The sequence below is a fragment of the Pseudocoprococcus catus genome, assembly GCF_019734885.1.
GTDB classification, from domain to species: domain Bacteria; phylum Bacillota; class Clostridia; order Lachnospirales; family Lachnospiraceae; genus Coprococcus_A; species Coprococcus_A catus.
Genome location: NZ_JAAXCM010000037.1, coordinates 1 through 22,908, shown reverse-complemented (window position 1 = coordinate 22,908; position 22,908 = coordinate 1). Strand labels below are relative to the sequence as shown.

Sequence of the window (22,908 nt, the reverse complement as noted above, 5' to 3'; positions counted from 1 at the left end):
TTTCCTAATTCTTCTTGATAATATAGCCCATGTCACCCTTCTTGTAGGAGCAGGCATTGGCTTCATCATAATCCATATGCATCGCCAACGAGAATTTCTCACTGACACGGATAATCACATCATCAATCGTCACCGGACGCTCTGTCTCCAATCGTACAGCCACACTGTCCCCATCTTCAACACCGTATAATCTGGCATCCTCCGGTGTCATATGAATATGTGCCTTGGATGCAATGACGGAACCCACAGCATTGTAAATACCCTTCGGTCCCACAAGGATCACGTCTGCGGCCCCCTTTAGATCACCGGAAAGATTCACAGGTATCGTAATACCGAGGATTCTGGCATCTGTCAGAGACATCTCCACCTGAACAGCACCTCTCGGCGGTCCCAGAACAACCACATTGTCAATCTCACCCTTGGCTGTCACCAGACGGACACGTTCTTCGGATGCATACTGTCCCGGCTGGCTGAGGGGACTCTTCTCATGCAGATTCTCCCCGAAAAGCACATCAATCGCCTGCTGCGTCAGATGCACATGACGCCCGGATGCTTCCACAAGAAATCCCGGAAGATCTTTCGTCTCTGACGTCTCCAGCTGACCGGGCCATCTGCCCGTCAGCTGCCTGCAGAACAGAATATAAATCACACTGCTGAGCCGATTCATGGCTTCCACAATATCCGGCCGTGTACATGTATCCCCGGACTGGAAAGCTCTGGCCGCCGCCAATTCTGTCTCTCTGACAAAAGTTCTAAGCTCATTCAGGCCGATACATATCCGACCCATTCTGTATTCCGGCATCGGATGCGGAATGCCATAAATCTCCTTGATATGATGGGACTCATAGCGCAGTTCCGCACTGTCCAGACCAAGCAGATGGATCTCTCCGAGTTCCTTGTCCAAAACTTCTGCACTGAGAATCTGGCGTACATATGCCAGCACTTCATCCAGTGCATCTGTCAGTCGATGCAATCCATTCTCAGAAGCCGCCACCTGCAAAGACATAATCTTCGCTTCCAGGCTGTCCAGCATCCCGCGAAAAGCAATTTGCGGATGGGTCTTCGGTACAAGAACATTGCCATGAAGATGGGTCATATTCTCAGGCTTCACGCTGAGAACTTCTCCTGTCTCTCCATTGACATACTGCGGTTTGTGGTCGGCTCCCTGCGGAACAGCCGCCATGGGCATGGCCTTATAGTGTTCATCGGCAGATTCTGCTGCTTTTTTCGGCAGCTGATTCACTGCCTTAACTGATTCCGGTACAGAGGAAACTTCAACTTCCGGCTGTCCTTCCAACGCTGAATCTTCATATATAAGCGTGATTCCGTGTTCTCTGATAAAATCTCTCGCTGCAGGCGTCAGCATCGTATCCTTTGATACATGGTACGCTTTCTCATGGCTGCGGAACCAGTGGGCCCGCAGCGCAATATCTGTTAAAATCTCCATCTATGCTCACCTGCTGTCAGGCCAAAAGCCTGTCCTATCTGTCAGAAGTTGTCAGTGTCGGCAGAATGTATTCGATCTCTTCGTGTGGTCTTGGGATGACATGTACAGAAACAAGTTCACCAACACGGGAAGCTGCTGCTGCACCTGCGTCTGTTGCTGCCTTAACAGCACCTACATCGCCTCTTACCATAACAGTTACAAGACCGCCGCCAACATGTACCTTGCCGATTAAGTTGACATTCGCTGCTTTAACCATTGCATCTGCTGCTTCAATAGAACCTACAAGACCTTTTGTTTCAATCATACCTAATGCTAATAATCTGTCTGCCATAATATTTACCTCCGTAATTCTGCGGGAAAATCCCGAATTTAATTGTTTTCATTATATCATGATCGCCATTCGCCGTTCGCGATGAGCAAGCATTGCGTGCTCCCGCTCACTAACGCTCATTATATCATGATTCGCACCTTTAGTGCCGTTTTAATTTAATGCGCCTAGTTTCTGAAGTACTGCCTTTGTAATTTTGGCAATATCGTCTTCCGTAATCTCCGGACTGCCGCAAGCCGCTCCATTATTGGCATTACCGCAGGCTGCTCCGGCATTAGAACCACTGCCAAATACAGAACTTTGTCCACAGCTGCCTCCTGCATGACTGCCTGAACCAAAAGTACTCTGTGGTGCAGCAGATACGCCTGTCATCTGCTCCTGCTGTTTTCTCAGATCTTTCAGTTCGCAAAGTCCCCATGCCACACGGCGGATATTGATCAAATTCAGCGGGCTGACATTATCTGATGTGGCACTGCCGCCGACAGAACCGCAGCCCAGTGTCAATGCCGGCTGAAGACCAGTTGTTGCACCGACACCGCCAAGGGCTCCCGGTGTATTCACCAGCAATCTGGACACCGGTTTCTGAAGGGCAAATTCACGGATGACATCTGCATCTTCACTGTGAATGGTCATTGTATGTCCGGCGCCTTCGTTATTTAAAATTTCAATGGAACGGCGGCAGGCTTCTTCCCATCCATCCTCCACATAAAACGCCAGAATCGGACAAAGTTTTTCTCTGGAATAAGGATTGTCCTTACCCACGGTTCTCTGCCTTGAAACAAGCACTCTTGTACCGGCAGGAATACGGATGCCCGCCATATCTGCCAGTGTCTGGGCACTCTTTCCGACAATCTTCGGATTCATGGTGCCATTAGCTCTGAGGATAAATTTGGACAATTTCTCAGATTCTTCCGGTGTCATAAAATAACCGCCCTGACGGCTGACTTCATCCACCACCTTTTGCTCAATGCAGCGCTCCGTAATAATACTCTGCTCTGATGCACAAATCGTACCATTGTCAAATGTCTTGCTGTCCATAATACGCTTGACAGCCACAGGGATATTCGCTGACTTTTCAATAAAGGCAGGTCCATTGCCCGGACCAACGCCCAGAGCCGGATTACCCGAACTGTAAGCCGCACGCACCATGGCTTCGCCGCCTGTTGCCAGAATAATACCGATATTTCTGTTCTTCAGGAGTGCATCTGTGGCTTCCATCGTCGGCAGTGTAATACATTGCACAATGCCCTCCGGCGCACCGGCTTTTCTGGCTGCTTCACAAATGACCTTTGCAGTCTCAATAATACAATTCTTGGCATTCGGATGCGGACTGATAACAATAGCATTGCCCGCTTTGATTGAAATAATCGACTTGTACATTGTTGTGGATGTCGGGTTTGTGGATGGGATCAATGCTGCCACAACCCCCATTGGCACGCCGACTTCCATCAGCCCATTCTGCTTGTCATCTTTGATGATACCCACAGTTTTCATGTCCTTGACACTATCCCATGTAATCGCCGAACCAAGCAGATTCTTCAATACCTTATCCTGCCATATACCAAATCCAGTTTCCTCCACAGCCATCTTCGCCAGACGCTCCGACTGAGCCGCACAGGCATCAGCAATCGCCTTTGCAATCCCATCCACCTGCTGCTGTGACATCTTTGCCAGCTCCTTCTGAGCTACAACTGCCTTCGCAACAAGCCATCTCACTTCCTGAATCGATTGGAGGTCCTTATCAAAATCCACTCTGTTTCACCTTCTTTTCCAAAAGTCTCTTAATCTATGTTTTCAACAGGATGCTCTGCAATCCTGCATATGGTTTCACGAAATGCTTCACAGGCCGCCCGACACGCTGCCTGATCACCTGTCAGCAGTCCTCCGGCAAAGTTGGTCTCTGTAGGCGGCCCATAAAATAAATTCATTTCCACATCTGCCGCTTTCAACGCCGCATCCAGTCCCGTCACCGCTTCCAACGGCGGTGCGATCAGATAAGCCATCGCCGTTCCTTCCGGCACACCGGCCATCTCCGACAGATAACTGCCGGTCCTTGATATGCACTGGGCAAAATAAACAATACTGTCATCATCATTGGCACTGTAAAAACAGGCATCATTTTCTATGTAACTGACAGCTGCCGCCAGCCCGCTTTTCACATCCTCCGGATTCTCACCGGACAAAATACCGATAAACTCACCGGCAAGAGCCGTACTGGCATTGGATGAACCGGCGTACATGCTCCTTGCATAGGCCACCGACACGTCTGCCTTCTTGGTCGCTTCATCAAGAGCCGCATAGGAAACATCATCACAGTCCGTTGTGATCAGGCCAAGACTCCGATGTCCTTCCTTTACCTGCATCGCCTTTAGCAGAAATCTGTCAGCATTGGGGATCAGCCTGATACTCAACACCTTCGTCCTGATCGGATCATTTTTCATGTGTATTCCCCCTGCCTAATTCTGTAACTCAACGCCGCTGGCCTTCTTATCCAAGATCTTCTGAATCAAATCCGTCAGATAAGCACCGGCCTCTACAGCCGTGATACCGTCTTTATGGATATTGGAAACAACGGTTCTGCGTGCCTCCGGCATACCGATTTTCGCATTGTAGGCCAGATACGCACTCATACTCTCCGCTGTTCCAAGTCCCGGACGCTCACCCACGAAAATGCAGACTACCTTCGCTCCCACAAGCTCCGCAATCTCATCCTCCACAGCCACACGGCCATATCGGACAAAAAATGGTGTACCTACTCTCAATCCTGCAGCAGAAAGACCATCCATCAGCACCGGCAGCACATTTTCAATGTTGGCATTAATAGCGGTGGAACTTAGGCCATCTGCCACGATCAGCTGCACATCCGGTGCTTCGATACACTGGTCTTTGACTTTCTGAACCCCATCTTCACTGAGTCTTCGTCCCAGATCCGGTCGGGTCAGGAATTCATTCTTGTCCTGACAGCGGGTCTGGACACTGAAAAGTTTCAGATTGTCAATAACATCCTGATGCACATCCAGCATCACCGCATCCCTTGCTCTGGCATGGTCTGCCCTGAGAGTCAGCAGCGTCTGGGTCTTCAGCCTTGGTCCAGCACAGCCAACACCGATGCGGGCTGTTGTCAGACGCATCATCCTTTCCAACGCCTCCGGGTCCTGAGGCTGATCGATCAGTGGACGTTTCTTCACTTCACGGGAAGTAATATCTTCCTCGATATCCACATCATGAACTGGCTCTTCTGGATGATATCCACCGGCATTCGATGTTTGTCCACCAAATGATGTTTGTCCATCACCGGAAGCAACATTTTTCACCAGCTGTTCAATCTGTCCCAAATTCACTGATTGCATACTGTTCTGATTATTTCCTGAAGCAGAGCCATTCTGTCCGCCCCCAGCCGCTTTTTCAGCCACAACCTGTGAAACAACTTCACGGATAATCCGTTCAATCAACGCTTCATCTATATTCATCAGATACCGCCTCCCCTCTTTGTAAATAAAGTCGGGTCGCCGGCATATTTTGTCAGCTTGCCATTTTCACTAATACCCATCTTCTCCAGCCACTGGTCAAATTCTTTAATCGGACGAAGCCCAAGAATCTCACGAATAGTAGCCACATCGTGGTAGGCATTTGTCTGATAATTCAGCATGACATCATCGCTGGTAGGCACGCCGAGAATATAATTAACCCCGGCCGATGCCAACAACATGGACAGATTCTCAATATCATTCTGGTCTGCCTGCATGTGATTGGTGTAGCAGCAGTCACAGCCCATTGGAATGCCTGTCAGCTTTCCCATAAAATGGTCTTCCAGTCCGGCACGGATCACCTGACGGCTGTCATAAAGATATTCCGGCCCGATAAAACCAACGACAGTATTAACCATAAAGGGATGATACGCTCTGGCAAAGCCATAGCATCTGGCCTCCATCGTTACCTGATCGGCGCCATAATGGGCATCCGATGACAATTCTGAGCCCTGTCCTGTCTCAAAATACATTACATCCGGCCCTTCTCCGGTACCTTTTTCCTTCAGAAGTGCCATGGCTTCTTCCACCGTCGCAGCACTAAAACCAAAAGCTCTGTTGCCTTTTTCACTTCCGGCAATAGACTGGAAGATCATATCCGCCGGAGCACCGTTTTTGACCGCTTCAATCTGTGTCGTAATATGTCCCAGCACACAGATCTGTGTCGGAATCTCAAAGCGGTGCTTCACCTCATCAAAACGTTTCAGCACTTCCGAAAGACTGGAAACCGTATCATTCACCGGGTTCAGGCCAATCAGTGCATCCCCGCAGCCGTAACTGAGGCCTTCAAATAATGACGCTGTGATGCCTTCCACATTGTCCGTGGAATGATTCGGCTGAAGTCGTGTCGCCAATGTACCCCGAAGACCGATAGTGGTATTGCAGTGAGCCGGCACACGCACCTTGCTGGCCCCATACACCAGATCCATATTGGTCATCAGCTTGCAGACCGCCGCCACCATCTCACTGGTCAATCCTTTGCTCAGAAGATGAATGTCGTCTTCTGTGGTCTCATGGCTGAGGATATATTCCCTCAGCTCAGCCACCGTCCAGTTTTTGATGCGCTGATAAACTGTCTCATCAATTCCATCCTGATTAATCCTGGTTACTTCGTCCTCTTCATAGGGAACAACCGGATGATTGCGCAAGTCTGACAAAAGCAGCTGACTAAGCACTTCTTTCGCCGCAATTCTCTCCAAATCTGAGGATGCCGCCACACCAGCCAGCACATCGCCGGATTTCAGCTCATTGGCTTTTGCCAGAACTTCTTTCAGGGACCGGAACACAAAGGCCTGCCCTGAAAGCACTGTTGCCAATTTCACTCCATCACCCTCTTTCTTTTATACTCTTATTATTACTGTTCAAAACCTTCTCTCTTCATCAGCATCCACCACTGACATTAACAATCATCGGTTCCAAACAGCTCATATTTTATCCAAAAATTAATGTTTTCACTACCACAGGAATGACCATGCCGTTCATCATCGGCTTTCCCATATCCACATATTCACCGTCTTCCACATGAATACTGTCAATGGCCACCACCTGACGCTTCAAATCCGGCTGTTGCCGGATCATCTGCCCCATGGCCTTGGCAATATCACTCTCTATCACCAGAAGAATCGGTTCCCCGGGCGGCTGCACCCTGTCCATAATCTGCCGAATCGATGCTGCGGCCCGCTTCATTTCCATATATCCCGGGTTTCTCTTGCCGGGCATCGCCAAAATAAAGTGTTCCTCATCATTCTGTCCCAATACCCACTGAATCCGCCGGATAACAGGTTCTGTCTCACCGGCAAAACAGGCTTCCTGCAATTCTTCATCCAGCTTGATCACCGGAATATTTTTCAATGGAAAAATATCATCGGAATAAGTAATGGTACTTCCTGAAATCGTCGTTGTATATGTCCCGGCACCCACAACCGTGGCACGAATGGTCTCTCCTGGCTCCATTTTTTGAAAATCCGTAAATAAACGACTTTCCCGAATGGCTCTGCCCAGCAGAACGCCGATATCACCATAAGCCCATGTATCCGCAGACTCATGGTAAATCAAATCCGCCACACCGCCGGAAAAGAATACCGCCTGTACTTTCTCCGGCACCGGAAAATCACTGCTTCCCGGGGTTTTAATTTGCCTTAAAATTGCATCAATATCTTTGGTGCCAACTCCCAGATACACATTCAGTGCCGCTGCCATCTGCCGCGTCACCGCCGACAATGCCTTTTCATCGCCTCTGTCGCCTATATGAACAGAAACCCCTGCCGCCTGTGCCATCACTGCTGCCGCCGGACTGACTTTCGTAATAATGCCCTGTGGGTTCATACAGATTAACCGGCCGCCGATATCCAGACAACCTCTGGCCGCCGTCTCACCATCCTCAAACAGGACGACATTGGTTGTACCGCCGCCGATATCCAGATTCGCCACCCGGCAATGATGGTCCATGCTGTACTGCCAGGCACCGCTGCCTTTACCTGCAATCAGGGATTCCATATCCGGTCCCGCTGCCGAAACAACAAAATCTCCGGCAAAATCCGACAGACTTTTCAGCACCGCATCGGAGTTCTCCTTCCTTGCAGACTCGCCGGTGATAATCACTGCACCGCTGTCCGTATCCTCCGGTCTGTAACCGGCCTTACGGAATTCGGCAGCCACAATGTCCCGAAGGGCCTCGGTATCGATCAGCACATCTGTCTTCAAAGGGGTCATATAGACTTCACTCTTATAGACCACTTCTTTGTCCACAATAGCCACTCTGGGAACTGAAAAATATCCCCCCGCATTGTCCATCTGCAGTTTGCTGAAAACCACCTGGGTAGTGGAAGTGCCCACATCGATGCCAACGCTTAAAATTGCGGTCTTATCAGCCATTGTTTCTGATCTTGTTCACAAGGTCCGGATAGTTGCCGATGACGGAATCTACACCGACTCTGAACATCTCCCTGATATCTTCTTCTTCATTCACTGTCCATGTATTGATCTCCAGTCCGTGAGATTTCACCTCAGCCACATTCTCCGGCGTCATGTTCTTGAAGAACGGATGGAAGCATTCCACACCTGTGGAAGCCACGTAAGCACCTGCATTGATCAGCCAGGATTCCTCCAGCATACCGCATTTGATAGCCGGGTCAATGGCTTTCATACGAAGGACTGAATAGTGATTGAAGGAAGAGATAATGATACGGTCCACCATATCGAATTCTCTGAGCATATCATAGACTTTCTGCTCAATGCCCGGATATTCAAAGACACCGGTTTTCAACTCAATATTCGTGATAATATCCGTATCCTTCACCAGCTCCAGATACTCTCTCAGTGTCGGCACTTTCTGTAGTCCATACTCCTTGAAAATATAAGATGCATCCAACTGGGACAGCTCCTCATAAGTCTTATCCTTGATATAGCCCTTACCATTCGTTGTACGGTCTACCAGTTCATCATGCATGACAACCAGAACGCCGTCCTTGGTCAGATGGACATCATTCTCAATACCATCCACCCCTTCTTCAATGGCTTTGCTGAAAGCCAGAAGTGTATTCTCAGGATACTTGCCGCTGAAACCGCGGTGCGCAAAATTCTTAGTCATATTTATCATCTCCTGCTTTCCATTTTACCATATTTCAGCACTGAATGCAGTTATCTGCGCGATAAATCACTTGCAAAAATACCGTTGCTGCCAAAATACTTTCCATGTACCAGTATAAAAAGCGCAGCGAAACAGGCAGCCCCTATCGGCCGTCTATCCCGCTGCTCTTCTTCTCCCACGCGCTGTATATGTAATTGTATCGCTGCATTATTCTCCTCCTTTAATTCTAAAGGAAAATACAGTCATCCTTCTTCAATGTCAGATAAACATCTGTATTGTTCGGAATAATAGTTGCTTTCTTGAATAAAACGTCCACATCAACCTGGTGATCCCCGCACATAACGGCATATCGCAGAACATTGCCATGAGGCAGACTGACAACAACCTGACCCTTGATCGTCACGCATCCATCTCTTTCAACAGGCTTTGTGCTGATCTCAACAACTTCCGGACGGAATGCTACATCTGTACCTTCACCATCAATACCTGTCATCTTCTTGAATGCATCAACCGGCACCATGTTGTAATGGCCAATAAATGTTGCTGCAAACTTGGAAACAGGTTCTGTATACATCTCTGTCGGTGCTGCGGACTGTTCAATCTTGCCGTTATACATCAGATGAATCACATCGGACATAACCATGGCTTCATCCTGGTCATGGGTAACAAAGATAGCTGTCATATTCAATTCCTGCTGAATACGTCTGATCTCAACCTGCAGGGAATGTCTCAAAAGGGCATCAATGGCTGATAACGGTTCATCCAGAAGGAGTACCTTCGGGTTCGTCACCATCGCTCTTGCAAGGGCTGCTCTCTGCTGCTGACCGCCGGACAGCTCTGATGGATAATGGTGCAGATGATCCGATAAGCCCACGATATCTACCATCTCTTTGACACGTTTGTCAATCTCTGCATTCGGCACTTTCTTCATTTTCAGGCCAAATGCCACATTCTGTGCGACATCCATATTCGGGAATAAGCTGTACTGCTGGAAAACCATACCGATATCTCTGTCCTTCGGATTCACATCTGTGATATCTTTGTTGTCCAAATAAACCTTACCGGATGTCACGGTTTCAAGACCCGCCAGACATCGAAGCAGTGTACTCTTGCCGCATCCGGACGGACCAAGCAGCGTCACAAGCTGTCCCTTTTCAACCTCAAGATTAATATCTTTTAATACGGTATTACTGCCAAAACTTTTGACAATATTTTCAAAACGAATATATGACATGTTCCCTCACTCCTTTATTTTCTGTGTGTTTTGCCCTTCGCTTCACGGCTCTTCACAAACAGGACGATGGCTGTGATCACGAATGTAACAAACATGATAACAACGAATACGGCACTGGCCTTTGTACTGTCGCTCTTCATTGTCTGATACAGGAAAATCTGCATGTTCGGCGCGGATGTTCCGGCAAGATTTCGAATCAGTACATAATCACCGAAGATAATGCCGACTGCCAGAAGTGACGATACGATAATCGCTGAAAGAATATTCGGTACGACAACTCTGAAGAATGCATAAATCTTGGATGCACCAAGCATCTCCGCTGCCTCGATCAGTGTCGGCATATTCACCGCACGCATACCGTTTCGGATACCCTGATAGATATATGGCAGAATCACAATACAATACGCACCCATCAGCATGACCAGACGGTTGCTCAGAATCGAACTGGAACCGACATACAGAGACAGGATACTGACTGAAAGGATAACACCCTGAATCGTATAAGGGATCATACAGATGATCTGTACATATTTCTCAAGCTTCGGAAAATAAATCGCGGTTACAAATAATGCCAGAAGCACGATAATGATCGTCACGATAATAGGGATGATACACATGCCGATGGATCTTCCGACAGATGCAAGGAAATTGCTGTCTGTAAACAGATCCACATAATTGTGAAGTGTAAAGCCTTCAGGAACAACCCCTGTCCACTTATGGAAAACAGAATAAATAATAGAAATTACAAGAGGAATCAGCAGATAGATCATGACAAGCAGCATAATCGCTACAGATCCTGCGCTTTTCTTTTTCATTTTCTATTGCCTCCCTTCTGGAATCTTCTGCTCAGGCCATTTGTGATCAGAATCATGATAACCATGATCGCCATCATCACAACTGATAAGGCACCGCCAAGCCCTGCACGGATCTTGACTTCACCTGTGAAGCAGCCTGCGATCTGAACCGGCAGAAGTGCGATATTGTCCATCATTAATGCGTAAATCGTTGCGTATGCTGCCAGAGCATTGGCAAACAGAACGCTGAATGTACCAAGGATACTCGGCATCAGTACCGGGATACCGACTTTTCTCCAGAAGGTTCCCTGTGTACCTCCCAACAATGTACAGGCTTCCTTCCACTGTTTCTGCACACCGTCAAAGGCCGGTATCAGAAGAAGTGTTGAAAGCGGAATCTGAAAATAAATATAGATCAGGCTCATGCCGTTCATCGTGTACAGATTGTATGTGGATAAAGCGCTGATGCCTAATTCCTTGCCGATATTGACTACCAGTCCGGCATTGCCCAGAAGAATCATGTAAGCGAATGCCAGCGGAATACCTGCAAAATTGGAAACCATGTTCAAAACCGTCATAAAAACATGATTCAGTTTGCCCTGATGCTGATGTGCTGCACGGGCACCAAGAAAAGCAATGATGATACCTGCAACTGCAGATGTCAATGAGATCTTAATACTGTTGATGATTGCTTTCTGATAAAGCAGCTTCGAGAAGACAGACTGATAATTTTCAAGTGTAAAGCCTGTTCCACCATCCGGCTGAAAGCTCTTCACAATGACTGTGATCAGCGGTACGATTTCGTAGAGCATCGCCACGATCAGGAATGGAACCAGGGCAAGTAAATAGATATATGTCTTTTTCTTCATTAAAATTCAACCCCTGTCTGATGCTGTAATTGATATGTGCGGGTGCATCAGAATCCCTTTGTTATAATTGAAAAACGGGGGTGCAGGTTTGCACCCCCTGAAATTCATTCAATTTAAGCAGAAATCCGTATTACTGTACCAGTAATGGCGCAACCTCTTCTTCCCAACGTGTCTTAGCTGTTTCACATGCTGCTGAATAAGCATCTGCATCGCTGATCAGAACTGCATTGGCAATATCATCCTTGGAGATAACCTGATCCTTGTATTCGTCTGCAATTGTGAAATCTTCTCTTGTAGGGATCGCACCTGCCAGAGCCAGATATGTCTGACCTTCATCGCTGAACATTGTCTCTCTTGTCAGAGCTGCTGCATTTGGATGAGGTGCATATTTGTTAATAACGGAAGCGTAGCCGTTCTGTAAACATCCATCAGACGGAACAACTGCCTGCATCTTGTACTGGCTGATGTTCTTGCTGTAAGGGATACCTGTGAAGCTCCATACAACACCAACGGAGATCTCACCGGATTCAAAGTTTGCCTGAGTGATATCAAGTGTATTGATTCTGCCGGCCTTCGCCAGTTCTGTCCAGAACTCAAAAGCAGGATCAAGATTGTTCATATCGCCGCCGAATGCATATGCAGAAGCAATGAAAGCTGCCTGGGCATTACCGCCTGTCAGAGGTCCAAGGGCAACTTTGTAGTCGCCGTCTTTGATATCCTGCCATGATGTCGGCACTTTATCAACCTGATCTGTATTAACAAGGAATGTTGTTACACCTGTGTAAGCAACCATCCACTTACCATCTTCGCCCTTTGCCCAATCAGGAACACTGTCCCAATAGGAGGTCTTGTAACCCTGAACAAGATCTTCAGATACAGCCTGTCCTGCGAATCCGTAACCAACATCACCGATATCCTTGGTTCCCTTTTCGCCTTCTGTCGCAAACATCTGAAGTTCCTCAGAAGAACTCATATCTGTATCGTTATGGGAAATGCCGTATGTATCAGACATTGTCTTCCACAGAGATGCCCAGTCTGCCCATTCATCCGGCATACCAACAGATACAACTTCACCTTCAGCCTTAGCTGCTTCTGTCAGCTCGTCTACTGTCTTGCTGTTGAGATCACCTGCAGCAGAAGTATCCCCGCCGGCTGCCTCTGTTGAGGCTGCTGCTGATTCAGGTGCCTTTGTCTCCGCTGAACCGCCGCCTGAACTGCCGCAGGCTGCTGTTGCCATAACAACGCCCATAATAACTGCTGTCAGGCCCATAAGCTTTTTAGATCTTTTCATTCTTTAACTCCTCCTTTTTGAGATATATTCGTCTGCATTCTGCCCAGCAAATGAATATAAAGAATAAATTGTGCACTTTTAACAAATAGCATCGTTAAAAGCATTATGTTTTAACAAAATGATACCATGAGTTTGTCATTCTGTAAACATCAAACTAGTAAATTTCCCGTAAAGAATGTGTAAAATTCAAGATAATTTCAAAAAATTGATAAAATTTTGACCAGCTTGGCATTTCAAACCGGCTTCAGTAAAATTAAATCTCCTCTACATATTCTATTCCCGGGATCTCCCTGAGAAGATCGATGACCATACCATGCTTCGTCTTCTCCGGCACTTCCAATACCAGCGTCGCATTCACAAGTTCTTCCTTATTCTTCTTGGATTTGTTCAGCTCCATCTGCATGATCTTGTAGTTATTCTCCTTCAGAACACTGATAAACGGTGCAATTGAACGCCTTGATTCAAATTCAATATAGATGTCAAGCACTCTTGAATGCTCATAGGCGATCTCATCGACCCTTCCCATAAACCGATAGATCACCAGTACAAGAATCGTTGTGATGGCCGCTCCGCTGTAGAAGCCGATACCAATACCCAAACCGATTCCGGCACAAGTCCATAACCCCGCCGCAGTTGTTAATCCCTTGACATGATTATCTCTTGTGACCATGATCGTTCCGACTCCAAGAAAACCAACACCGCTGATAACCTGCGCCGCCAATCGGGCAATATCCGAAATGGCACCAAAGTCCACATAGATATACTGACCTGTCATCATAACCAGTGCAGAACCGAGACAGACAAGTGCATGTGTTTTAAATCCTGCTCCCCGTCTTTTGACACTTCTGGTCAGACCGATGGCCCCTCCGCATACCACTGCCAGAATCAACCTGACAGTAATTGTAACGATGTTCCATTCATTCAGATAGGAACCTATCATCTGCAACCCTTTCATTTACTTCACCCGTTTCTTCCTGTAAATTCACCCTGCCCTTTCTTCATCGTCTGTCTTCATCATTGATTATGCAGACATCATAACATGCTTCTCTTGGGAAATCAAACGAATTTTCAAAAAAATTCAAGTAAATTTCCATAATTTTTCAATAATATTCCACATATACCCAAAAGTTCTTTGTTTTTCCATTTTTACCCACTTAATTTTCTGCCACTTTCCCCCGAAATTGGATGAAGAAAAATACAAAATTTGCGTTTTTCCTGAAATTGCAGTATACTAGTTTCAATTAATAAAATACGGGAGGTACCTCATGCAGTCACATGAAGCTTACTTAAAACGCGCAATTGAATTATCCGTCAAATCAAGAGAATCCGGCAATACACCTTTTGCGGCTCTCCTTGTTGATAAAGACGGGAATATTATTATGGAACAGATGAATAATGAGATAACAGAGCATAAATGTACCGGTCATGCAGAGACACAGCTGGTAGAACGTGCATCCCTCGCTTACAGCAAAGAATTTCTCTGGGACTGCACACTTTACACAACGGCAGAGCCTTGTGCCATGTGTTCCGGTGCCATTTACTGGGGCAACATCGGCCATGTTGTGTATGCCATGACAGAGAAGGATCTGCTCTCCCTGACAGGTGCCGATCCTCAGAACCCGACCTTCGATCTGCCTTGCCGTGATGTTTTTGCCAAAGGTCAGAAGGCCATCGAGGTCACAGGCCCATTCCCTGAACTGGCACCTGCTGCCGCCAAAGTCCATGAAGGTTACTGGAACAAATAAGCGTCCTGCTGCATCCGCACCATCTCTCATCCCGAAAGGCGGTTTGGCATACAGAACGTGAAAATTATAGAGGAAAAAGACATGAATACAAATAATAGAAATTTGACATTACTGACAGATTTATATGAACTGACCATGATGCAGGGCTACTTCAAGAGCCATTCCCAAAAACGTGTTGTATTTGACGTTTTTTACCGCCAGAATCCATGCGGCGGCGCCTATGCCATCGCCTGCGGTCTGGATCAGGCCATTGATTATATCAAGAATCTGCATTTTGAACCGGAAGATATTGATTACCTGAGATGCACAGGCTTTTTCAAGGAAGACTTCCTTGACTATCTGAAGGATTTCCATTTTACAGGTGATATTTACGCCATTCCCGAAGGTACTATCATCTTCCCTAAGGAACCGCTTGTCAAAGTTGTGGCTCCGATCATGGAGGCACAGCTCGTTGAAACTGCTCTGCTGAATATCATTAACCATCAGAGCCTGATCGCCACCAAAGCTGCCCGTGTAGTTCAGGAAGCCGGCGGCGGTGTCATGGAATTCGGTCTTCGCCGCGCACAGGGTCCGGACGCCGGTATCTACGGTGCAAGAGCCGCTGTTATCGCAGGCTGTATCGGCACAAGCAATGTCCTGGCAGGACAGATGTTTGATATTCCGGTCAAGGGCACACACGCTCACAGCTGGATCATGAGCTTCCCATCCGAACTGGAAGCTTTCAGAACTTATGCGGAACTCTTCCCGGACAACTGCCTGCTGCTGGTTGATACTTACGATACACTGAATTCCGGTGTAAAGCATGCCATTCAGGTCTTCAAAGAGATGCGCGAGAAAGGCATCCACTCCAAGCTCTTCGGTATCCGTCTCGACAGCGGTGACCTGGCTTACCTGACCAAGAAAGCACGTATCATGCTGGATGAAGCCGGATTCCCGGATGCCATCATCTCTGCTTCCAGTGATCTTGATGAATACCTGATCAACAGTCTGATGAATCAGGGTGCCAAGATCACATCCTGGGGTGTGGGCACCAACCTGATCACATCCAAAGATTGTCCATCCTTCGGCGGCGTGTATAAACTGGCATGCATTATCAATGAAGACGGTACAGAGATCCCGAAGATCAAGGTCTCCGAGAACGTTGAGAAGGTAACCAATCCCGGCAACAAGAAGATTCTTCGTATTTACGACAAAGCCAGCGGAAAGATCAAAGCCGATCTGATCACTCTGGAAGATGAAGTCTTCACAGAAGATCAGCCTCTGACTCTGTTCGATCCGCTGGCCACATGGAAACGTACCCGACTTGAAGCCGATACTTATACAATTCGTGAACTGCTTGTTCCGATTTTCAAAAAAGGTGAATGTGTCTATGAGTCTCCGTCTGTTATGGATATCCAGGCTTACTGCACACAGGAGAAAACTACTCTCTGGGATGAATCCAAGCGACTCATCAATCCTCAGGAAGTTTATGTGGATCTCTCCCGCAAGCTGTATGACCTGAAGAACCAGCTGTTAGACGACGCTCACACCATCGATTAATACTGAGCCTGCCATCCAATACGGTGCAGCGTCTGGCCAGACTGTATTTGATCAGGAACACATTGCATCCGATACTAATGACTCTAACGGCAGATATCGAAGATGAATTCCGCAATCTGATCCATGGCATCATAAGCCGTTTTAAAAGGTGACATCTGGAAAACATGCCACATGCCTTTGTACTCCTCAAGACGTACAGGGACGTGGTATTTTTCCAGATTTTTTTTGAGCAATAACGAATCCGACAGGAGCAGTTCATTGCTTCCCACCTGGATATAGGTCGGCGGGAATCCTGTCAGGTCACCAAAAAGCGGTGAGATCAGCGGATTCTTCAGATCCTGTCCTGATGCATAAGCCGCGATGGCATTGTCCAGATATTCCCGGGTCAGAATCGGATCCACATCCCCCTTCGTCGCATAAGACTTGCCGCTGCCTGTCAGATCCGTCCATGGTGAGAAAAGGATCAGCCCCCTCGGCAGGATCCGTTTCTGCTCCTTCAGCTTCAGAACAAAGGACAGCGCCAGATTGCCGCCGGCAGAATCACCTGCCACAATGACATCTCTGGCACCGTATCCCAGATACATCAGATAATCCCATACTGCCATGGCATCCTCTGTGGCCGCCGGATAAGGGTATTCCGGTGCCAGACGATAATCGAAACTCAGGACGTCCATGGATGTGCTGCTTGACAGCTTATTCGTAATGCTTCTGGCATAATGGTAACTGCCTGTATTGTAACCGCCGCCATGACAATAAAAAATCACGAACTTCTTCATATGGCTCCGCTTCACGCTGACCCACTCTGCCGGAATCTCTCCCACCTGAAAGGGTTCATAATTCAACTCTCTATTCTTCAACAGGGTACTGATATTCTCCTGGGATGCCCGGACTCTGTCAAGATCGTCACTCTCCACAAGGGTATGCATTCTTTTAATCGCTTTCATCAGGCTCTGATTGTATCTCTCACTTATTGCCATTGATCTTCTCCTTCCTGTTTTTGTTTTTCTTTTGCTCTTGCCATTGATGATGAGTAACATTATAATAAAAATTATGAAAACAATCAACAAAACAAAGAATCATTCAGCAAATAAACATCAAAAGACATGGTACAAGCTGGACTTATCCGCCAATGTCTATCCAACCCTTCAGCGCAAGAACTTCTCCAATGTGTTCCGTCTGTCAGTTGTTTTAAAGGAGGAAATCGACCCCGACACACTGCAGAAGGCTGTGGATCTGACATTGCCGAGATTCCCGGCATTCAAAGTCGCTCTCCGAAAGGGCATTTTCTGGCGTTATCTGGAACCCAACGACCGTCCTGGGCCTTTTGTCATGCCGGATATCATCAACCCATGTATGCCGATGCTGTTTAAATCCAACAATAGATATCTGATCCGAATCTACTATTACAGATGTCGGATTTCACTGGAGGTCTTTCACTCCCTCTCCGACGGCAGCGGCGCCCTGAAACTTCTGAAAACCATCACTGCGGTCTATCTCCGTCTAAAGGGGAACGAGATATCCAACACCCGGGGTGTTCTGGATATCAATGAGCCGCCGCGACCGGAAGAAATGGAAGATGCCTATATCAAGTATGCTTCCTCCAGAGTCAAACGGCCCCGCAGCCAGGGCAGAGCCTACCGGATCCGGGGACACAGAGAACCTTTTTACACCCTGAATATCATCCACGGTCTTCTGTCTGTGCAGGAAGTGCTGCAGAAAGCCCGAAGCTATCATGTAACTCTGACAGAATACTTAAACGCAGTTCTTCTGTATGCCCTTCTGGAAAAGCAAAAAGAGGATCGCGTTTTCAGGGAATATCCCGTAGCACTGGCTCTTCCCGTGAATCTGCGCAATATTTTTCCATCAGACACACTGCGGAACTTTATTGCCATGGTGTACCCTTCCGTAGACCCGCGCATGGGTGACTATACTTTTGAAGAAATCATCGCCCATGTCCATAACTATATGCGCTATTATATCAATGACAAATTTCTGAATGCGGATATTACCACCAATGCCTCTGTCCAGCAGAGTCCGCTGATCCGTATTGTCCCCCTTTTTGTCAAGGATATCGTTGTGAAGCAGTTTTATATCCGCGTGCAGGACAAACAGTCCACCGCCGGCCTGACAAACCTAGGTGCCATCGATGTTCCCGATGAAATGCGCGAATTTATCGACTATTTCGATGTGCTGATGGGGCAGCCATTCTCCCCGAGAACCAACTGTGCCGTGGGCAGCTTCGGCGACACCCTCAGCATCAACTTTACAAGTACCATTATCGAAACCGACGTGGAACGCTATTTCTTCAGGAAATTAGTCCAGGAAGGGCTGCATGTCAAAATCGAAACCAACCGTGATATGAACAGGAGTGAATTTTAATGTCATATTGTGTCAACTGCGGTGTAGAGCTGGACAAAACCTGTTCCGTCTGCCCGCTGTGCAATACCAGAGTTATTAATCCCAACCAACCGGTGGATACCGTTTCACCAAAGCCTTATCCAGTGAACAAAGGCTATGTGGATTCCGGTATCCGCAAGGAAACAGCCATTCTCATGGCCGTCTGCCTGGCCACCACCGCCGTTGTCTGCGGCCTTTTGAACCTTTTATTTATCACATTCTCCCACTGGTCCTTTTACGTCATCGGCATCTGCATCGTCCTGTGGATCTTCTGCCTGCCGGTATTCTTTCCAACGAAAACCATTTTCCGGATCACCCTGCTTCTGGACGGTTTAGGCATTGCCATGTACTTCGGCATCATCGCCTGGCTCCATCCCGGCAACGGCTGGTATACAGCCATCGCCCTGCCGCTGATCGTTCTGGGCACACTGGCCGTTTTCTTCTTCGCCATCAGTATGCGCCATCCGAGAAGCTCTATCCTCTCTCAGGCCGTTATCCTTGTGGCAGAAATCGGCATTTACTCTGTCTGCGTAGAACTGCTGACACGCCATTATTACGCAGTACCAATGACCCTTTCATGGTCAGCCATTGTCCTCACCTGCGCCATTATCATTGATGTAACGCTGGTGACTATCCTGCTGCGAAGCCGGTTGAGAGAAGAAGTGCGGCGAAGAATGCATATATAAAATGCACACATAAAATTACGCGTTTAAAAACGTCAAAAAACAATCGTAAATTTTTACGATTGTTTTTTGATTAATCAAATACCTTTTAAATTTATAGTCCAGACAAATCTACCTTATCCAATTTACCATCAAATATCTGACCGGCCCCCTTATCTAATATAAAATTTACCTCAACAAAATACTCGTATTCTTTCCGGGCAAATTCTCTGATAATCGTCGTTTTGCCAATCTGTCTCGCACCAATCACACATAACGCTTTCTTTTTATTCTCATTTTTCCATGAATATAAACGCTCTGATATCTCTCTTTTAAGCATCAAATCACCCCTAATACAAGTATTGTAACATTTTTATGCCAAAAGCATAAACCTCGGCGGTGCACCTTTTTCCTGCTCCCCTTGATAATATCCGATTCCGTTTCCACAATATATAATACAAATTTCTCCTTCGTTGGCTCGCTCTACCGCCTGCTCCAACGACATTTCCCCTATGTAATCTTCACCAATAAAATAAACATTTTCCGCACTGCTTAGCTTATGAAGATAATTTTTCATTGCTTCTTGATCCATATAATCAACCGGATGCAGACAAGCTTCTTTAAAAATATCTGGTTTATGGAAATGCCATATAATATCCTTTCGCTTTTGGGGATGATTTAATTCCCATTCAATTCGTTCCTGTTTACTTTTTATGATATAGTTTTGAACAATTTCTTTTTCTGTTTCAACTACATATTCCATAAAATATGCATTCCTCCCCTTTCAGCAACAAACGCTCATTCAGAACTCCACCTTCGGTATTCTCACGCTCTCCGGTATCCAGCTTTTTACTAAAGCATAATTTTCTTCTGTACATATTGCACTCACGTTTCCGGAAAATATAAAATCTTTTAAGCTTCTCTTCTTTTTACAAAATGTCATAACCAGCTCTTCTTTGCTAAGATCCATTACCCGTCCACCAAACTGTGTACTTTCTATTTTTATCTCCTCATACTCTTCCCAGGAATATACTTCTGTCCAAATTTTAAAATTGTAATAATTAATCGTTATACCCGATTCTTCAACAATCGCAGATGTACTTACTCCAAGAAATACTTTTAACATCATTAGATAGATCCCAAACCACGCTATTCCACCAACAATATATCCACTCAAAGTATTGATATCCAGAGTAACCATCACCAACACTATAAAACTTACCAGAGACACTATAAAAAAGAATATTGTAGCCTCTATAAAAAATTTATTATCTTTAGTATGACTTAAGCTGTGAATGACTTTTTCTTCTTCCATATTCTCCCCCAACACATATTATTCAATTATTTTCGTGCATTTAATATTTTTGTCCGCCAGTCTCTTAGAGAAAGGGGAATTCCTTTCAAAATTACAGAAGGTTCCCCTTCTAAAGAAACTGTCTCAGCTATGCTTGAGGCGGAAAGGATTGCAAAAGACTCGTCTGTCAAAGGTTACCATGATGTTGATGAATTTTTTGCAGACCTGGATGCATGACAAAATACAAAGATGATGTTCTTGTTCTTACACTTTGTCGTACAGGAACACATAGTGATTTATTTAATATGTAATAACCACCAAGAGACAGCATCCAGCCAACCGCCTTCTGCTGTCTCTTTCATTATACCATCCCATCCCTTTATCTTAAACCGATTCAAGCCTTTTTCGTACTTCTTCAACCAACTTTCTCTGCATAATCAAGGCAAAGCCATCCTCTTCCGGATTTCAGTTTTCCCCACCGGCTTTTTGCTCCGGCTGCATTAACGATTCCTGTTGCTTCTTCTATAATGGTAAATGTTCCTTTGCCTGTAAATCCTACAACTTCTGAATGAATAGTTGGCGACTGCCGGATGTTCAGGTTGTCAATGCTGACTCTTACCAGATAGGATGTCTTTTTGTTCTGTGCTGAACTATCCGTATCTATGCTCTGCTTATTCTGATTGTTCTGTCTGCTTTGATTATTTTGGCCGTTCTGATTATTTTTGTCACTCTGACCGCCCTGACTTCCGGACTGGCCTTTATCGCTGATGCCAAAATAGTCTGCGATCACAGCTGCTTTTGCTTCCGCTATGGCTTTCAGGTTCTCCTGTTTTGACAGGAACTGACATTCCTTCTGGTTATCATGGAATCCATGTTCTACGATATAGTCATAACGGACCGGGCCGTTTTTGGCCTGCCCCTGTGTAGTGGCTCCTGATACTGCCCCTCGGATGACGCCGTACCAGTCTGCCCCGTTGCTCTGAGTCTTTGTTGTAACCCCGCGGTTATAGGTGATGCCTGTGGACAGCTTCATGACTTTGACAATGGCATCGATCATCCTGTCCGCCAGTTTTTCCGATGCTGGAAGATGGGCTGAACGAATAATATTCACGCCGTATGCCTTTCCATTAAATGCATTGCTGTGGTTACTTTCAAATACAACATTGGCATATCCACGGCCATTTTTCACTGCCATCTGTCCGCGTTCATAGAGCCCCGGGTCCTGATTCCGTTCTCTTGTCAGGATAACATCAATGCCTCTCTTTTCAAGGGCTGCCTTCTCATAAAGGCTCAGGTCATAAACTGCCTTGCTTTCATAATAACCTTTCACCGCTCCGGCATTATAGGTATTGCCCGTATGTCCAGGATCAATGACAACCAGTAATTTTTTCTTATCCGACATGATGAACACCTTCTTTCCCTAATACATCTTTATCCGGCAGGCTACTTCTGTCTGCTTTGTCAGCCTTATCCTCGCTGCTGCCCTCTGCTGGCAGTTCTGAAGTCATATTTACAAGAAAATCTCTCAACCAGCCTTCAATCTTCTTCGGCACCGGAAGTCCGCATAAGACCATATTTTTCAATACTGACAGGCATTCACAGGCTGTAAACAGCAGACAGAAAAACTCACACATTCCCAGTTTCTGAATGCCAAGGTAATGAACATATTCCTCAGGCACAAAAGCCAGCAAATTCACATGAATCAGCATATCCGCCAACATCAGAATCCCCACACTGACAACCATGGCCACTTTCCTGATAGCACCATCAATGCCCACCGAACTGTTGAACTGACGGAACTTGATAGCCCGAAGAACACCGAGCAGCATATCCGCACAGATAGCCAGCATCAAAATCTCTATAAAAATATTATTTGAAAACAATGTCATTAAATCTTTCATCTTTTGCTGCACTCCTTTCCTCTTTTGTTTATTTTTAGTTTATTATTTTTCTTGTAAAAGAATACCCCGCTAAGAAACGGGGCATTTGAAAATTTTTTCAATCACTTTACAGAAGAAGCTATGTTGCATCCTCTATCTTGGTTCCCCTTTCTCACATTTTCGCTGTAAATGATGCATCATACACCTTTTCATAATATGTACCCTCACTATATCGATTTTTTTCCTTTTAATTTATAGCTCTAATTGTCCAAACAATTTTGTCTTAATATCCACACAAAGCAACATCAACTG

The 22,908-nt window shown here is 46.3% G+C and carries 24 protein-coding genes and 1 pseudogene; 5 read left to right on the top strand and 20 right to left on the bottom strand.

The genetic code is table 11. The annotated features are described in order from the left end of the window. Nucleotides 1-4 precede the first annotated feature (4 nt). The 13 genes from pduL to HED67_RS10645 all read right to left on the bottom strand — a co-directional run bounded on the left by pduL (nucleotide 5) and on the right by HED67_RS10645 (nucleotide 14,034). Nucleotides 5-1,447 (bottom strand): phosphate propanoyltransferase, encoded by a 1,443-nt coding sequence (gene pduL, locus HED67_RS10705; protein ID WP_221718300.1) that lies wholly within the window; start codon nucleotides 1,445-1,447, stop codon nucleotides 5-7. 34 nt (nucleotides 1,448-1,481) lie between these two features. Continuing rightward, nucleotides 1,482-1,778 carry an ethanolamine utilization microcompartment protein EutM gene (eutM, locus tag HED67_RS10700; RefSeq protein ID WP_015513086.1) on the bottom strand — a complete coding sequence of 99 codons (297 nt, stop codon included), beginning with the start codon at nucleotides 1,776-1,778 and terminating at the stop codon, nucleotides 1,482-1,484. A gap of 150 nt (nucleotides 1,779-1,928) precedes the next feature. After that, complete coding sequence (locus HED67_RS10695) at nucleotides 1,929-3,527, bottom strand: acetaldehyde dehydrogenase (acetylating) (RefSeq protein ID WP_221718299.1); 1,599 nt, start codon at nucleotides 3,525-3,527, stop codon at nucleotides 1,929-1,931. A 29-nt stretch (nucleotides 3,528-3,556) separates the two neighbouring features. After that, nucleotides 3,557-4,216 carry an ethanolamine utilization microcompartment protein EutL gene (eutL, locus tag HED67_RS10690; RefSeq protein ID WP_221718298.1) on the bottom strand — a complete coding sequence of 220 codons (660 nt, stop codon included), beginning with the start codon at nucleotides 4,214-4,216 and terminating at the stop codon, nucleotides 3,557-3,559. A 15-nt stretch (nucleotides 4,217-4,231) separates the two neighbouring features. Then, nucleotides 4,232-5,245: an ethanolamine ammonia-lyase subunit EutC gene (gene eutC, locus HED67_RS10685; RefSeq protein ID WP_178439916.1), complete on the bottom strand. Its 1,014-nt coding sequence runs from the start codon at nucleotides 5,243-5,245 to the stop codon at nucleotides 4,232-4,234. Beyond that, the gene (locus HED67_RS10680; RefSeq protein WP_221718297.1) at nucleotides 5,245-6,624 is read right to left on the bottom strand and encodes an ethanolamine ammonia-lyase subunit EutB; all 1,380 of its coding nucleotides are present in this window, start codon (nucleotides 6,622-6,624) and stop codon (nucleotides 5,245-5,247) included. The genes eutC and HED67_RS10680 overlap by 1 nt, the downstream gene beginning before the upstream one ends. A gap of 109 nt (nucleotides 6,625-6,733) precedes the next feature. Then, nucleotides 6,734-8,176: an ethanolamine ammonia-lyase reactivating factor EutA gene (locus HED67_RS10675; protein ID WP_221718296.1), complete on the bottom strand. Its 1,443-nt coding sequence runs from the start codon at nucleotides 8,174-8,176 to the stop codon at nucleotides 6,734-6,736. After that, a complete protein-coding gene (locus HED67_RS10670; RefSeq protein ID WP_221718295.1) occupies nucleotides 8,169-8,891 on the bottom strand; it encodes a glycerophosphodiester phosphodiesterase in 723 nt (240 codons plus the stop codon). Before HED67_RS10670 ends, HED67_RS10675 begins: the two co-directional genes overlap by 8 nt. 226 nt (nucleotides 8,892-9,117) lie before the next feature. Then, nucleotides 9,118-10,125, bottom strand: coding sequence for an ABC transporter ATP-binding protein (locus tag HED67_RS10665; protein ID WP_221718294.1), 1,008 nt, complete (start codon nucleotides 10,123-10,125; stop codon nucleotides 9,118-9,120). A gap of 14 nt (nucleotides 10,126-10,139) precedes the next feature. Further along, a complete protein-coding gene (locus HED67_RS10660; protein ID WP_178439902.1) occupies nucleotides 10,140-10,940 on the bottom strand; it encodes an ABC transporter permease in 801 nt (266 codons plus the stop codon). Continuing rightward, complete coding sequence (locus HED67_RS10655) at nucleotides 10,937-11,788, bottom strand: ABC transporter permease (RefSeq protein WP_178439900.1); 852 nt, start codon at nucleotides 11,786-11,788, stop codon at nucleotides 10,937-10,939. Before HED67_RS10655 ends, HED67_RS10660 begins: the two co-directional genes overlap by 4 nt. Before the next feature lie 130 nt (nucleotides 11,789-11,918). After that, nucleotides 11,919-13,079: an ABC transporter substrate-binding protein gene (locus HED67_RS10650; protein ID WP_178437757.1), complete on the bottom strand. Its 1,161-nt coding sequence runs from the start codon at nucleotides 13,077-13,079 to the stop codon at nucleotides 11,919-11,921. A gap of 253 nt (nucleotides 13,080-13,332) precedes the next feature. Continuing rightward, nucleotides 13,333-14,034, bottom strand: coding sequence for an MgtC/SapB family protein (locus HED67_RS10645; RefSeq protein ID WP_178437759.1), 702 nt, complete (start codon nucleotides 14,032-14,034; stop codon nucleotides 13,333-13,335). Nucleotides 14,035-14,344: 310 nt separating this feature from the next. On the opposite strand from HED67_RS10645, the gene HED67_RS10640 reads away from it, so the two are divergent. Then, a complete protein-coding gene (locus tag HED67_RS10640; protein WP_221718293.1) occupies nucleotides 14,345-14,824 on the top strand; it encodes a nucleoside deaminase in 480 nt (159 codons plus the stop codon). 81 nt (nucleotides 14,825-14,905) lie between these two features. Further along, on the top strand, nucleotides 14,906-16,363 hold the full coding sequence (locus HED67_RS10635; protein ID WP_221718292.1) for a nicotinate phosphoribosyltransferase: 1,458 nt from the start codon (nucleotides 14,906-14,908) through the stop codon (nucleotides 16,361-16,363). Nucleotides 16,364-16,446: 83 nt separating this feature from the next. Here HED67_RS10635 and HED67_RS10630 read toward each other — a convergent pair whose 3' ends face one another. Next, nucleotides 16,447-17,340, bottom strand: a complete 894-nt coding sequence (locus HED67_RS10630) for an alpha/beta hydrolase (protein ID WP_221718291.1) — start codon at nucleotides 17,338-17,340, stop codon at nucleotides 16,447-16,449. A gap of 73 nt (nucleotides 17,341-17,413) precedes the next feature. On the opposite strand from HED67_RS10630, the gene HED67_RS10625 reads away from it, so the two are divergent. Together HED67_RS10625 and HED67_RS10620 are read left to right on the top strand one after the other, a co-directional pair. Then, complete coding sequence (locus HED67_RS10625; protein WP_221718290.1) at nucleotides 17,414-18,742, top strand: alcohol acetyltransferase; 1,329 nt, start codon at nucleotides 17,414-17,416, stop codon at nucleotides 18,740-18,742. After that, nucleotides 18,742-19,446 (top strand): DUF6320 domain-containing protein, encoded by a 705-nt coding sequence (locus tag HED67_RS10620; protein ID WP_215633319.1) that lies wholly within the window; start codon nucleotides 18,742-18,744, stop codon nucleotides 19,444-19,446. The genes HED67_RS10625 and HED67_RS10620 overlap by 1 nt, the downstream gene beginning before the upstream one ends. Before the next feature lie 91 nt (nucleotides 19,447-19,537). Here HED67_RS10620 and HED67_RS10615 read toward each other — a convergent pair whose 3' ends face one another. From HED67_RS10615 to HED67_RS10605, 3 genes are read right to left on the bottom strand one after another with little or no spacing between them, the layout of a single operon-like run. Continuing rightward, the gene (locus HED67_RS10615) at nucleotides 19,538-19,762 is read right to left on the bottom strand and encodes an AAA family ATPase (RefSeq protein ID WP_221718289.1); all 225 of its coding nucleotides are present in this window, start codon (nucleotides 19,760-19,762) and stop codon (nucleotides 19,538-19,540) included. Between the two features lie 33 nt (nucleotides 19,763-19,795). Further along, complete coding sequence (locus HED67_RS10610) at nucleotides 19,796-20,185, bottom strand: cupredoxin domain-containing protein (RefSeq protein ID WP_221718288.1); 390 nt, start codon at nucleotides 20,183-20,185, stop codon at nucleotides 19,796-19,798. 39 nt (nucleotides 20,186-20,224) lie between these two features. Next, nucleotides 20,225-20,737, bottom strand: a complete 513-nt coding sequence (locus tag HED67_RS10605) for a hypothetical protein (protein ID WP_221718287.1) — start codon at nucleotides 20,735-20,737, stop codon at nucleotides 20,225-20,227. Nucleotides 20,738-20,761: 24 nt separating this feature from the next. Between HED67_RS10605 and HED67_RS17565 the strand changes: the two are divergent. Next, a pseudogene (locus tag HED67_RS17565) lies at nucleotides 20,762-20,953 on the top strand (type II toxin-antitoxin system RelB/DinJ family antitoxin); the annotation flags it as partial. A gap of 59 nt (nucleotides 20,954-21,012) precedes the next feature. Here HED67_RS17565 and HED67_RS17245 read toward each other — a convergent pair. From HED67_RS17245 to HED67_RS10595, 3 genes are read right to left on the bottom strand one after another with little or no spacing between them, the layout of a single operon-like run. Further along, a complete protein-coding gene (locus tag HED67_RS17245) occupies nucleotides 21,013-21,135 on the bottom strand; it encodes a hypothetical protein (RefSeq protein ID WP_260702779.1) in 123 nt (40 codons plus the stop codon). Beyond that, complete coding sequence (locus HED67_RS10600) at nucleotides 21,132-22,118, bottom strand: N-acetylmuramoyl-L-alanine amidase family protein (RefSeq protein WP_221718286.1); 987 nt, start codon at nucleotides 22,116-22,118, stop codon at nucleotides 21,132-21,134. Before HED67_RS10600 ends, HED67_RS17245 begins: the two co-directional genes overlap by 4 nt. Then, nucleotides 22,108-22,617 carry a phage holin family protein gene (locus HED67_RS10595; RefSeq protein WP_246612191.1) on the bottom strand — a complete coding sequence of 170 codons (510 nt, stop codon included), beginning with the start codon at nucleotides 22,615-22,617 and terminating at the stop codon, nucleotides 22,108-22,110. Before HED67_RS10595 ends, HED67_RS10600 begins: the two co-directional genes overlap by 11 nt. Nucleotides 22,618-22,908: the final 291 nt, after the last annotated feature.

Excerpts from the sequence above, each read along its gene's own strand:
- HED67_RS10640 (WP_221718293.1), top strand. The coding sequence starts at position 14,345 with ATGCAGTCACATGAAGCTTACTTAAAACGCGCAATTGAATTATCCGTC.
- HED67_RS10610 (WP_221718288.1), bottom strand. The coding sequence starts at position 20,185 with ATGGAATATGTAGTTGAAACAGAAAAAGAAATTGTTCAAAACTATATC.
- eutM (WP_015513086.1), bottom strand. The coding sequence starts at position 1,778 with ATGGCAGACAGATTATTAGCATTAGGTATGATTGAAACAAAAGGTCTT.
- HED67_RS10605 (WP_221718287.1), bottom strand. The coding sequence starts at position 20,737 with ATGGAAGAAGAAAAAGTCATTCACAGCTTAAGTCATACTAAAGATAAT.
- HED67_RS10600 (WP_221718286.1), bottom strand. The coding sequence starts at position 22,118 with ATGTCGGATAAGAAAAAATTACTGGTTGTCATTGATCCTGGACATACG.
- HED67_RS10625 (WP_221718290.1), top strand. The coding sequence starts at position 17,414 with ATGAAAACAATCAACAAAACAAAGAATCATTCAGCAAATAAACATCAA.
- HED67_RS10595 (WP_246612191.1), bottom strand. The coding sequence starts at position 22,617 with ATGAAAGATTTAATGACATTGTTTTCAAATAATATTTTTATAGAGATT.
- HED67_RS10620 (WP_215633319.1), top strand. The coding sequence starts at position 18,742 with ATGTCATATTGTGTCAACTGCGGTGTAGAGCTGGACAAAACCTGTTCC.
- HED67_RS10615 (WP_221718289.1), bottom strand. The coding sequence starts at position 19,762 with ATGCTTAAAAGAGAGATATCAGAGCGTTTATATTCATGGAAAAATGAG.
- HED67_RS10660 (WP_178439902.1), bottom strand. The coding sequence starts at position 10,940 with ATGAAAAAGAAAAGCGCAGGATCTGTAGCGATTATGCTGCTTGTCATG.
- pduL (WP_221718300.1), bottom strand. The coding sequence starts at position 1,447 with ATGGAGATTTTAACAGATATTGCGCTGCGGGCCCACTGGTTCCGCAGC.
- eutL (WP_221718298.1), bottom strand. The coding sequence starts at position 4,216 with ATGAAAAATGATCCGATCAGGACGAAGGTGTTGAGTATCAGGCTGATC.
- HED67_RS10645 (WP_178437759.1), bottom strand. The coding sequence starts at position 14,034 with ATGAAAGGGTTGCAGATGATAGGTTCCTATCTGAATGAATGGAACATC.
- HED67_RS10655 (WP_178439900.1), bottom strand. The coding sequence starts at position 11,788 with ATGAAGAAAAAGACATATATCTATTTACTTGCCCTGGTTCCATTCCTG.
- HED67_RS10675 (WP_221718296.1), bottom strand. The coding sequence starts at position 8,176 with ATGGCTGATAAGACCGCAATTTTAAGCGTTGGCATCGATGTGGGCACT.
- HED67_RS10635 (WP_221718292.1), top strand. The coding sequence starts at position 14,906 with ATGAATACAAATAATAGAAATTTGACATTACTGACAGATTTATATGAA.
- HED67_RS10630 (WP_221718291.1), bottom strand. The coding sequence starts at position 17,340 with ATGGCAATAAGTGAGAGATACAATCAGAGCCTGATGAAAGCGATTAAA.
- HED67_RS10650 (WP_178437757.1), bottom strand. The coding sequence starts at position 13,079 with ATGAAAAGATCTAAAAAGCTTATGGGCCTGACAGCAGTTATTATGGGC.
- HED67_RS10670 (WP_221718295.1), bottom strand. The coding sequence starts at position 8,891 with ATGACTAAGAATTTTGCGCACCGCGGTTTCAGCGGCAAGTATCCTGAG.
- HED67_RS10665 (WP_221718294.1), bottom strand. The coding sequence starts at position 10,125 with ATGTCATATATTCGTTTTGAAAATATTGTCAAAAGTTTTGGCAGTAAT.
- eutC (WP_178439916.1), bottom strand. The coding sequence starts at position 5,245 with ATGAATATAGATGAAGCGTTGATTGAACGGATTATCCGTGAAGTTGTT.